Below are 12,372 nucleotides of genomic sequence, written 5' to 3'. Positions count from 1 at the left end.
TGCCGGTCCAAGCGGCGCGGCGCAACATGGCGGGAGTACATCCCTGCCATCGGTCATGCCCCACCCCTGTCAACTGGCATTGTTCCATTTCGTTGCACTGCACCTATGCTTGGTCCCCATCAGCCGGCCGCGGACCGCGTCGGCGCGGGTTCCACCCTGGCACAGTTTTCATATCGGGAGTTTTCTGCAATGTCGCGTTTTTGGAAGATCGCGCTGATCGTCGTCGCGGTGGTGGTGCTGGCCATCGTTGCCGTGCGCCTGCTGCACAAGCCCAGCGGCGCGGGGAAGCCCGGCGACGCGGGCGGCAAGGACAGTGCTCCCCCGGTGCCGGTCACCGTGGTGCCGGTGGCGCGGGAGAACGTGCCGGTCTATCTCACCGCGCTGGGCACGGTGCAGGCGCTCAACACCATCACGGTGAACCCGCAGGTGGGCGGCCAGCTGATGAGTCTCGATTTCACCGAGGGCCAGCCGGTGAAGAAGGGCCAGCTGCTGGCGCAGATCGACCCGCGCACCTACCAGGCGGCCTACGACCAGGCGGTGGGCAAGCGCAACCAGGACCAGTCGCTGCTGGCCACCGCGCGCAGCAACTACGAGCGCTCGAAGGATCCGAAGTACAGCCCGTACGTGTCGAAGATCGACCTGATCACCCAGCACAACACCGTGGCGCAGTACGAGGCGGCGGTGGCGGCCGACGCCGCGGCGATCAGCAGTGCGAAGACCCAGCTCGACTACACCCAGATCCGTTCGCCGATCGACGGGCTCGCCGGCATCCGCGGCGTGGACCCGGGCAACGTGGTGACCACCGCCAGCACCATCGTCACGCTGACCCAGCTGCACCCGATCAACGTGATGTTCACCCTGCCCGAGCAGAACCTGGACTTGGTGCGCAAGGCGCAGCAGGAGGCGCCGCTGCAGGTCACCGCGCTGGATCGCGTGGATGCGCACCCGGTCGCCACCGGCGGCGTGCTCAAGGTGGTCGACAACCAGATTGACACCACCACCGGCACGTTCCGCCTGAAGTCGGAGTTCCCGAACGAGAAGAACGAGCTGTGGCCCGGCCAGTTCGTCAACGTGCGCCTGCAGGTGCGCGTGGACGATGGCGCGCTGGTGATCCCCGCCGAGGCGGTGCAGCGCGGCCCCGACGGCGACTATGTCTACCAGGTGCAGGCCGACAACACGGTCAAGATGCAGCCGGTGGTCGTGGCCGGCGAGGTGGGCGACAGCCACGTGATGATCGGCACGGGCCTCAAGGCGGGCGAGCAGGTGGTCACCGAAGGCCAGTTCCGCCTCAAGCCCGGCAGCAAGGTCAATCCGCTGAAGCCCGGCGAGGTGCCGCCGGCGCCCAGTGCGGCGGAGTTGCAGAAGGCCAAGCAGCAGGGCAAGGGCGGCGGTCGCCGCGGCCGCTGACGAACCCCGGCCGCCGTCGCCACGGTGACGGCGGCCTGACCCCCGCCGCCGGCATGGCGGCGGACCACGCATCACCTCCCGGCGCCAACCGCCGGCGAGCAGGACGCCATCCAGACAGCCGCACGGACACCCATGGGATTCTCGACGCTCTTCATCCGCCGCCCGATCGCCACCTCGCTGCTGATGGTGGCGATCCTGCTGCTCGGCATCCTGGGTTACCGCCAGCTGCCGGTGTCGGCGCTGCCAGAGATCGAGGCGCCCAGCCTGGTGGTGACCACCCAGTATCCGGGCGCCAGCGCCAGCACCATGGCGGTGCTGGTCACCACGCCGCTGGAGCGCCAGCTGGGGCAGATCTCCGGGCTCACCATGATGAGCTCGGACTCGTCCGCGGGCCTGTCCACGATCATCCTGCAGTTCTCGATGAACCGCGACATCGACGTGGCCGCGCAGGACGTGCAGGCCGCGATCAACCAGGCGCGCGGCGTGCTGCCCAGCAACCTGCCGTACCCGCCGGTGTACAACCGCGTGAACCCGGCCGACGCGCCGATCCTCACGCTGTCGCTGCAGTCCGACAGCCGGCCGCTGCGCGACGTCAACGACTACGCTGACTCGATCCTCGCGCAGAAGCTGTCGCAGGTGCCGGGCGTGGGCCTGGTCTCGATCGCCGGCAACGTGCGCCCCGCAGTGCGCGTGCAGATGAACCCGGCGCAGCTTTCCAACCTCGGCCTCACCCTGGAGGACGTGCGCAGCGCGCTCACCCAGGCCAACGTCAACGCGCCGAAGGGCACGCTGAACGGCAAGACGCAGAGCTACTCGATCGGCACCAACGACCAGCTGAAGGACGCCGCCGAGTACCAGAACACCATCATCAGCTACAAGAACAACGCGCCGGTGATGCTCTCCGACGTGGCCAAGGTGGTCGACGGCGTCGAGAACGACCAGCTCGCCGCGTGGGCGAACGGCAAGCCCGCGGTGCTGCTCGACGTCCGCCGCCAGCCCGGCGCGAACATCGTGCAGACCGTGCAGCAGATCCGCCAGATCCTGCCCGAGCTGCGTGCCGCGTTGCCGGCCGACGTGCACCTGGACGTGTTCGCCGACCGCACCATCACGATCCGCGCCTCGGTCGAGGACGTCGAGTTCACCCTGCTGCTGACCATCTTCCTGGTGGTGGCGGTGATCTTCGTGTTCCTGCGCCGGCTGTGGGCCACGGTGATCCCGTCCGTGGCGGTGCCGCTGTCGCTGCTCGGCACGTTCGGCGTGATGAGCTTCACCAGCATGTCGCTGGACAACCTCTCGCTGATGGCGCTCACCGTGGCCACCGGCTTCGTGGTGGACGATGCGATCGTGATGATCGAGAACATCGTGCGCTACATCGAGCAGGGCAAGGACGGCAAGGAGGCGGCCGAGCTGGGTGCGAAGGAGATCGGCTTCACCGTGCTGTCGCTGACCGTGTCGCTGATCGCGGTGTTCCTGCCGCTGCTGCTGATGCCCGGCGTCACCGGCCGCCTGTTCCACGAGTTCGCCTGGGTGCTGACCATCGCGGTGGCGATCTCGATGCTGGTGTCGCTGACGCTGACGCCGATGATGTGCGCCTACCTGCTGAAGCCCGACCAGCTGCCCGAGGGCGAGGACGCGCACGAGCGCCACCTCGCCGCCGGCAAGCGCACCGTGTGGTCGCGCACCGTGGGCTTGTACGAGCGCACGCTGGACTGGGTGCTCGACCACCAGAAGCTGATGATCGTGGTGGCGGCCGCCACGGTGGCGTTCACCGTGTTCCTGTACATCGCGATCCCCAAGGGCCTGCTGCCCGAGCAGGACACCGGCATGATCACCGGCGTGGTGCAGGCCGACCAGAACGTGGCGTTCCCGGCGATGGAGCAGCGCACCAAGGCGGTCGCCGAGGCGCTGCGCAAGGATCCGGCGGTGGCCGGCGTGGCGGCGTTCATCGGCGCCGGCACGATCAATCCCACGCTCAACCAGGGCCAGCTGTCGATCGTGCTGAAGGACCGCGGCAAGCGCGACGGGCTGGACAAGATCCTGCCGCGCCTGCAGCAGGCGGTGGCCGGCATTCCCGGCGTGGCGCTGTACCTCAAGCCGGTGCAGGACGTGACGCTGGACAGCCGCGTCTCCGCCACCGAGTACCAGTACGCGCTGTCCGACACCAACACCGACGAGCTGTCGAAGTACGCCAACCAGATGACCCAGGCGTTGCGCCAGCGGGCCGAGCTGGCCGACGTGGACAACAACCTCGCCGACCAGGGCAACGCGCTCAAGCTCACCATCGACCGCGAGAAGGCCAGCCGCCTCGGCGTGCCGGTGCAGACCATCGACGACACGCTGTACGACGCGTTCGGTCAGCGTCAGATCTCCACCATCTTCACCCAGCTCAACCAGTACCGCGTGGTGATGGAGGTGGCGCCGCAGTTCCGCACCACCACGGCGCTGCTCGACCAGCTCAGCGTGCGCGGCAACGGCAACGGCGCGCTGACCGGTTCGACCGCCACCAGCTTCGGCCAGCTGAAGTCCAGCAACTCGGCCACGCCGTCCGGCATCGGCAACACCGGCAACGTGGGTTTCCAGATCGGCGGCGGCGGCACCATCCCGCTGTCCTCGCTGGTCAGCGCCAAGGTCACCAGCGCGCCGCTGGTGATCAGCCACCAGCAGCAGCTGCCGGCGGTGACGCTGTCGTTCAACGTGGCGCCGGGCTACTCGCTGTCCGACGCGGTGTCGGCGATCCACCAGGTCGAGGCGCAGCTGGCATTCCCGCCCACGGTGCGCGGGGAGTTCATCGGCAAGGCGGCGGAGTTCTCCAACAGCCTCGGTGACGAGGTGCTGCTGCTGCTGGCCGCGATCGTGGTGATCTACATCGTGCTGGGCGTGCTGTACGAGAGCTACATCCACCCGCTGACGATCATCTCCACCCTGCCGCCGGCCGGCGTGGGCGCGCTTCTCGCGCTGATCCTGTTCGGCATGGACTTGTCGGTGGACGGCATCGTGGGCATCGTGCTCTTGATCGGCATCGTGAAGAAGAACGCGATCATGATGATCGACTTCGCGATCGAGGCGCAGCGCAAGGGCATGAATGCGCGCGACGCGATCCACCGCGCCTGCCTGCTGCGCTTCCGCCCGATCATGATGACCACCGCGGCGGCGATGCTGGGTGCATTGCCGCTGGCGCTGGGCAACGGCATCGGCGCCGAGCTGCGCCGGCCGCTGGGCGTCTCCATCGTCGGCGGCCTGCTGCTCTCGCAGCTGGTGACGCTGTACACCACGCCGGTGATCTACCTGTACATGGAGCGTTTCCAGGATTGGCTGCGCGCGCGTCGCGAGCGTCGCCTGCTGGCCCGCGCCCAGGCCGACGGCACGGCGCATTGAGAGCCTGTTTGCGATCTCCGTATGGCCCACGTTGTCTTGCCGTGGCCGCCAGGTGGTGGTGCGTGGCGCAGCGCCTGCCTGGCTGGCAGGTCAAGCCGCGCGCTGCCGCATGGCGGCCACGGCAAGGCAACCCCTGCACCCATCAATTTCGGGGCCGGGTCTGTTTGCCCGCATCCCGGCGTCATCACTCCGTCGTGGACGGACGTCCACTCCTTCGTTCTTCCTTGGCCTGCGCGCAAACAGCTCCCGGCGCGGGCCATACGGAGATCGTAAACAGGCTCTAAGGCTTACGCTACCTGGCACCGCGCGGCGGTGTCGCATCCAGCGCGGCGAAACGATCAACCGTTTCGCCGCGTGCACGTTGAGCAGGACATGATTCGCAGCATTTCCACCCCCTTTCCCACGCCGTCCCGCCACGGGTTCCGGGCATGAACATCTCCGGCGCCTTCATCCGCCGCCCGATCGGCACCTCGCTGCTGGCCATGGGCGTGTTCGTGGCCGGCCTGATCTGCTACCTGCTGCTGGGCGTGTCGGCACTGCCGAACATGCAGTTCCCCGCGATCTTCGTGCAGGCCAGCCAGGCCGGCGCGGATGCCTCGACCATGGCTTCCACCGTGGCCGCGCCGCTGGAGCGCCACCTGGGCCAGGTGCCGGGCATCGAGATGATGCGCTCGTCCAGTTCCGAGGGCAGCACCTTCGTCTTCATGATGTTCAACGGCGGCGTGAACCTGGATTCCGCCGCGCGCGACGTGCAGGCCGCGATCAACGCCGCGATGCCCGACCTGCCCACCGGCTTGAACGGCACGCCCAGCTACCAGAAGGCCAATCCCAACGACGATCCGATCATCGCGATCGCGCTGACCTCGACCACGCAGTCGGCGGCGCAGCTGTACAACGTGGCCGACACGCTGCTGGCGCAGCGCCTGCGCCAGCTGAAGGGCGTTTCCTCGGTGGACATCGCCGGCGCCGCCACGCCGGCGATCCGCGTCGACGTGAACCTGCGCGCGCTGAATGCCATGGGCATCTCGCCGGACGACCTGCGCAACGCGCTGGTGGCCGCCAACGTCACCTCGCCGGAGGGCTTCCTGTCCAACGGCAAGACCACCATGGCGATCAGCGCCACCGCCCAGCTGCACACCGCCGACGAGTTCGCGAACCTGGTGATCGCGATGAAGAACGGCACGCCGGTGCGCCTGTCCGACGTGGCGCACGTCTATGCCGGCACCCAGGACGCCTACCAGGCGGCCTCGTTCCAGGGCAGGCCTGCGATCCTGATGTACGTCTACAAGAAGTCCGACGCCAACGTGATCGCCACGGTGGATGCGGTGCGCGCCCAGCTGCCGTTGCTGCGCAACTACCTGCAGCCGGGCACGGTGATGACGCCGTTCTTCGACGGCACGCCGACGATCCGCGCCTCGCTGCACGAAGTGCAGGCCACGCTGCTGATCTCGCTGGCGATGGTGGTGCTGACGATGGCGCTGTTCCTGCGCCGGCTCGCGCCCACCCTGATCGCCGCGCTGGCGGTGCCGCTGTCGCTGGCCGGCGGCTTCGTCGCGATGTACATCCTCGGTTACACGCTGAACAACCTCACCCTGCTCGCCCTGGTGATCGCGATCGGCTTCGTGGTGGACGACGCGATCGTGGTGATCGAGAACATCATCCGCCACATCGACGCCGGCATGACGCGGATGGAGGCGACGCTGGCGGGCGCGAAGGAGATCGGCTTCACCATCGTCTCGATCACCGCCTCGCTGATCGCCGTGTTCATCCCGCTGCTGTTCGCCGGCGGCTACACCGGCATGTTCATGCACGATTTCGCGGTGACCCTGGTGTCGGCGATCGTGATGTCGGCGCTGGTCTCGCTGACCCTGACCCCGGCGCTGTGCGGACGCTTCCTCAACGGCCACGACCACCACGCCGAGCCGTCGCGGCTGGGCCGCGCGCTGGACCGCTTCCACGCCGGCATGCTGGCGGTCTACAGCCGTGCGCTGGCGTTCTCGCTGCGCCACGCGCTGGCGTTCTCGCTGACTCCGCTGGCGCTGATCGCGGCCACGTTCTTCCTGTTCGGGGTGGTCAAGAGCGGCATGTTCCCGCCGCAGGACACCGGCCTGATCTGGGGCCGTGCCAGCTCCAGCGCCACCGTCTCGTTCGGGCAGAGCGAGCAACGCCTGCAGCGGCTCATCGACATGCTGCTGGCCGACCCGGACGTGGCCACCGTGGGCACCCGGCTGGGCAGCAGCCGGCAGGGCACCAGCGGCTCGTTCAACATCGACCTGAAGACCCGCGCCGAGGGGCGCAAGGACGACACCTTCGCGGTGCTGGCGCGGCTCAGCGCCAAGGCGGCGAAGTACCCCGACCTCAACCTGCGCCTGCGCCCGCTGCAGGACCTGCCCAGCGCCAGCGGCGGCGGCACCAGCCAGGGCGCGCAATACCAGGTCGGACTGCAGGGCAACGACCTGGCCACGCTGGAACTGTGGCTGCCCAGGCTGGTGGCCGAGCTGAAGAAGAACCCCAAGCTGCAGGACGTGGGTAGCGACGTGGACGAGGGCGGCCTGCGCCAGAACATCGTGATCGACCGCGCCACCGCGGCGCGCCTCGGCGTGTCGATCGGCGCGATCGACGGCGCGCTGTACGACGCGTTCGGCCAGCGCCAAGTGTCCACCATCTACTCGGACATCAACCAGTACAAGGTGGTGGTGAACGCGCTGCCGAACCAGACCGCCACGCCGGACTCGCTGAACCAGGTCTACGTGCGTTCCAGCGCGGGCAAGATGGTGCCGCTCACCGCGATCGCGAAGCAGGTGCCGGGGCTGGCGCCCTCGTCGATCACCCACGAGAACCAGTACACCACGATGGATCTGAGCTTCAACCTCGCTCCCGGCGTGAGCATGGGCGAGGCGATGGCGATCATCCAGGCCACCGTGACGAACATGCGCATGCCGGGCGACATCAAGCTCAACCTCGGCGGCGACTTCCGCCGCTTCCGCGACATGCAGGGCGGCATGGGCTGGCTGATCCTGGCCGCCGTGCTCACCGTCTACATCGTGCTGGGCATGCTGTACGAGAGCCTGATCCACCCGGTGACGATCCTGTCCACCCTGCCGGCGGCGGGCATGGGCGCGCTGATGGCGCTGTGGCTCACCAATACGGAACTCTCGGTGGTGGCGCAGATCGCGCTGGTGCTGCTGATCGGCATCGTCAAGAAGAACGCGATCATGATGATCGACTTCGCCCTGGTCGCCGAGCGCGAGCACGGCAAGAGCCCGCTGGAAGCCGCGCACGAGGCCTGCCTGGTGCGCTTCCGTCCGATCATGATGACCACCATGGTGGCGATCCTCGCCGCGCTGCCGATCGCGATCGGCCTCGGCGAAGGCAGCGAACTGCGCCGCCCGCTCGGCATCGCGCTGATCGGCGGCCTGCTGATCTCGCAGAGCCTGACCCTGCTCTCGACGCCGGCGCTGTACGTGGTGTTCTCCTGCCTCGGTGCGCGCTGGAAAGCCTGGCGCGCGCGCCGCGCCGAAAAGCGTCGCGGTCGGCACGTGGAGCCGGTGCGGCTGCCGGGCTGAGTTCTTGCCTCCTTTGCGGGATCGCCGAAACCGGCGTTTCCCCTCTCCCGCTTGCGGGAGAGGGGTTGGGGAGAGGGGCTCTTGCTCTTGCGCGAGGAACAAAGCGGTTTCGAGCCGCTGCGGCGGCCTGATCATCCCCGCCTCACCGCCGCATAGGGGCCCCGAAGAGCCGCGCGCTCCTGCGCGCAGAAGCAACTGCCAACGCCGGAACCGGGGCCGTGGCGTTGCCGACGCGATTGCCCGGCTGAACGCACCGCCGCCACCCCCGCGCGCAAGCTCGCCACTCCCCGTAAGATGACAGCCCGGCGTCCGCCGGGTTGCCATCAGGGGGCATGCGGCATGGTTCGGTTTCCGTCGCGTTTCACGCGCAATGGCGTGGTGCGGGTGCTTGCCGCGTTGGCTTTCGCGGGCTGCGCCTGGGCGACGGTGTGGCCGGAGCCGCAGCCGCTGCAGAAGTTGTTCGTGCTGGTGCTGATGCTGCTCGTCGCCGGCGCGCTGCTGTGCGCCACCTTGCGCCTCGCCTTTTCGCTGCTGCTGGGCGGCGGGCTGTTCTTCGCGCTGCGCTTCATCTCCGGCCTCAAGGAGACCTATCTCGAAACGGCGCTGATGCCGGCGGATTTCGTCTACTACGCGCGCTCCAGCCTGATCGCCACGCTGCGCCATTATCCGCACCTGTATCTGCTGGCCGCCGGCGTGCTGCTGCTGGTGCCGTTGCAGCTGGCGCTGGCGTGGCGGCTGGACCGGCCGTTGTCCGCGCGGCGGCGCGGCTGGCGCGCGGCGGCTTGGCGCGCCGGCGGCGTGCTGCTGTGCGCGGTGGCGTTCCGCGTGTGCCTGCTGCCGGCGGGGCCGTTCGCCACGCTGCACAACCGCGACGTGTGGGACAAGCTTTCCGACGACGCCCAACTCACCAACTTCTTCATCAACATCAACGACGGCGGCGTGACCATGCCGGCGATGTCGGACGACGCCACGGCGCAGCGCGCGTGGGCAGCCACCGCGAGTGCCGTCGAAAAGCAGGCCAGGCCCGGCACGCGGGCGGCGCCGTATCCGGACATCGTGCAGGTGCTGGAGGAGAGCACCTTCGATCCCGCGAACTTCACGGCCTGCGCGGTGCCGGGCTGCAAGTTCGCGATGTTCCAGCCGGATGCGCGCACGCGCGGCACCGGCCTGTTGCGCACGCACACCTGGGGCGGCGGCACCTGGGTCAGCGAGTTCGCCGTGCACACCGGCTTGCCCCAGGACATCTTCGGCGCCGGCGGCATGTACGCACCGTTCGTGCTGGCGCCGCACGTGCACGACACGCTGCCCGACCTGCTGCGCCGCCTGGGCTACCTCACCATCGCGATCTATCCCACCAACAGCGAATTCCTCAACGGCCGCGATGCGTACCGATCCTACGGCTTCGACCATCTTTACGGCGCGGAAGAGCTGGGCCTGGACGAGTGGGAGGAAACCGATGCACAGATGTTCGCCGCCGCGAAGCGCGTGTACGACAAGGTGAAGAAGCCGGGCCAGCCGGTGTTCGTGATGATCCTCACGATCAACCAGCACGGTCCGCACGACGACAACCCGATGGCGAAGCTGCCGTCGCCGTGGCGCAACATGGTGCAGGGGTTGTCCGGCAAGGACGAGAGCGCACTGGATTTCGACACCTACCTGTGGCGCCTGCACGATTCCGACGTGGCGATGCAGGGTCTGGAGCGCGATTTCCTCGACCGCGGCGAACCCACCGTGCTGGTGCACTTCGGCGACCACCAGCCGTCCTTCGACGGCCTGATCCGCCCGCTCAAGCGCACGCTGCCGCCCGCGCTGCAGCCGGAGCGCGATTTCCTCACCTACTACATGATCAAGAGCAACTTCGCCGGGCCGCCGCTGTCGAGTTATCCCGCGCTCGACATCGCCTTCCTGCCGACCATGGTGCTGCAGGCCGCCGGCCTGCCCGAAGACGCCTACTTCGCCGCCGCCACCGAATTGCGCAAGCGTTGCCAGGGGCGTTTCGACGACTGCCCGGACAAGGCGCTGCTGGCGTCCTACTACGCGTGGATCTTCCGGCGGCTGCACGTATATGAGTGAGGCGCATGGCGCACCGGCTTCGCCCAGGCTTGCCACGGCCACGCTGCTTGCCGCGTGTGCCGCGATCGCCGGTGCGCTGCTGGCTGTGCACTCCCCCGATTGGCTGTGGCTGCACTGGTTCGCCAAGCCGCTGGCCACCGCAGTGATCTTCGCGCTGGCCTGGCGCGCGCGGCCCGTGGTGTCGACGCGCTATCGGCGCTTCGTGCTGGCCGGCATCGCCTGCTCGCTCGCGGGCGACGTGTTCCTGATGCTGCCGGGCGATCTGTTCGTGCCGGGGCTGCTGGCGTTTCTTGTCGGGCACGCGTGCTTCATCGCGGCCTTGCTCGGCGACAGCCGCTTCGCCAGGCCGGCGTGGCCGCTGCTCGCCTGCCTGGCGTATGGCGCGGTGAATCTCGTCCTGCTGTGGAGCGCGATCGCAGCACCGCTGCGCGTGCCGGTGATCGTCTACGTCGCGGTGTTGTGCAGCATGGGCGGGCAGGCGGTGGCGCGCGCGTGGCGCGGCGACGCCTCGGCGCGGCTGGCGGCGCGCGGCGCGCTGGTGTTCATGCTGAGCGACAGCGTGCTGGCCTGGGACCGCTTCCGCGGCCCCGTGCCGCTGGCCAGCCTGTGGGTGCTGGCGGCGTATTATCTGGCGTTGTGGTGGATCGCCCGCTCGGTGCAGGGCGTACCGGTCGAACGCGAGGCGGCATGAACACGCAGGAACTCATCATCACCTGGGCCACGCCGGTGTTCTTCCTGCTGATCGGCATCGAGCTGCTGGTGGCGAAGCTGCGCGGGCGCGATGCCTACGCCGGCAACGACGCGATCAACAGCATCGGCCTGGGCGCGATCTCGCAGCTGGTGGCGGTGTTCAGCAAGTTGCTGACGATCGGCATCTACGCGTGGTGCGTCGAACACCTGGCGCTGTTCGCGCTGCCCGCCGACAGCGTGCTGGTGTGGGTCGGCGCCTTGCTGGGCTACGACTTCTGCTACTACTGGCTGCACCGCAAGGGCCACGAGACGAACATCCTGTGGGCCGCCCACGTGGTGCATCACCAGAGCGAGCGCTACAACCTCTCCACGGCCTTGCGCCAGACCGGCAGCGGCGCGTTGCTGGGCTGGATCTTCTACCTGCCGCTGGCGATCCTCGGCGTGCCGGTCGAGGTGTTCGTGGTGGTCGCGCTGATCGACCTGCTGTACCAGTTCTGGGTGCACACCGAGCAGATTGGCCGGCTGGGCTGGTTCGACCGCGTGTTCTGCTCGCCGTCCAACCACCGCGCCCATCACGCGGTGAACGACCGCTACCTCGACCGCAACTACGGCGGCATCCTGATCGTGTGGGACCGGCTGTTCGGCAGCTTCGTGGAAGAGGACGACACCGACCCGCCGGTGTACGGCACGCGCTCGCCGCTGCGCAGCTGGAATCCGCTGTGGGCGAACGCCGAGGTGTACTGGCGCACCGCGCAGGATGCGTGGCACGCGCGGCGCTGGCGCGACAAGCTGCGGGTGTGGATCAAGCCGCCGGGCTGGCGCCCCGCCGACGTGGCGGCGCGTTTCCCGAAGCCGGCCTTCGCGATGCCCGACACGCGTTACGACCCGCCGCTGGCCGCGCCGCTGAAACTCTACGTGCTCGTGCAGTTCGCGGTGTTGCTGGGCATGGTCACCCAGTTCCTCGGCCTGGCCGGGCACGCCGGTTTGCCCGAGTTGCTGCTGTATGCGGCCTGGCAGGTGTTCGGCCTGTGCGTGCTGGGCGCGCTGATGGAAGGCCGACACTGGGCATGGTGGGCCGAGGGCCTGCGTGTGCTGGCGATGGCCGCGCTGCCGTTCGCCGCGGGGCGCTGGTTCGGCGTGGCGCATCTGGACGTCCGCGTCGCACTGGCCTTCGCGCTGGTATTCGGCGCCAGCGCTCTGGCCTTGCCGTGGTTGCACGCCGGCACACGCGTGGTGCATCGCGGCGCGGCGCGTGCATGAC

Annotated in this window: 6 protein-coding genes; all 6 read left to right on the top strand. The window is 68.6% G+C overall.

The features are described 5' to 3' along the window. Nucleotides 1–189: 189 nt before the first annotated feature. The 6 genes from AB7878_RS08095 (at nt 190) to AB7878_RS08070 (ending at nt 12,371) form a co-directional block, all read left to right on the top strand. Entirely contained in the window at nt 190–1,407 is a 1,218-nt protein-coding gene (locus AB7878_RS08095) for an efflux RND transporter periplasmic adaptor subunit (protein ID WP_369493870.1), read from the top strand. Nucleotides 1,408–1,539: 132 nt separating this feature from the next. Next, nucleotides 1,540–4,782 (top strand): efflux RND transporter permease subunit, encoded by a 3,243-nt coding sequence (locus AB7878_RS08090; protein WP_369493869.1) that lies wholly within the window; start codon nt 1,540–1,542, stop codon nt 4,780–4,782. A 428-nt stretch (nt 4,783–5,210) separates the two neighbouring features. After that, nucleotides 5,211–8,348, top strand: coding sequence for an efflux RND transporter permease subunit (locus AB7878_RS08085; protein ID WP_369493868.1), 3,138 nt, complete (start codon nt 5,211–5,213; stop codon nt 8,346–8,348). Nucleotides 8,349–8,687: 339 nt separating this feature from the next. Then, the gene (locus tag AB7878_RS08080; protein WP_369493867.1) at nt 8,688–10,421 is read left to right on the top strand and encodes a sulfatase-like hydrolase/transferase; all 1,734 of its coding nucleotides are present in this window, start codon (nt 8,688–8,690) and stop codon (nt 10,419–10,421) included. Next, the gene (locus tag AB7878_RS08075) at nt 10,414–11,112 is read left to right on the top strand and encodes a lysoplasmalogenase (RefSeq protein WP_369493866.1); all 699 of its coding nucleotides are present in this window, start codon (nt 10,414–10,416) and stop codon (nt 11,110–11,112) included. Before AB7878_RS08080 ends, AB7878_RS08075 begins: the two co-directional genes overlap by 8 nt. Continuing rightward, complete coding sequence (locus tag AB7878_RS08070) at nt 11,109–12,371, top strand: sterol desaturase family protein (protein WP_369493865.1); 1,263 nt, start codon at nt 11,109–11,111, stop codon at nt 12,369–12,371. Before AB7878_RS08075 ends, AB7878_RS08070 begins: the two co-directional genes overlap by 4 nt. The last annotated feature ends 1 nt before the right edge of the window (nt 12,372 follow it).

The sequence above is a fragment of the Rhodanobacter humi genome (genome assembly GCF_041107455.1).
Classification (GTDB): Bacteria; Pseudomonadota; Gammaproteobacteria; order Xanthomonadales; family Rhodanobacteraceae; genus Rhodanobacter_A.
Note: the sequence above shows the minus strand (reverse complement) of the source record. Positions and strands in the feature narration are given on the sequence as shown.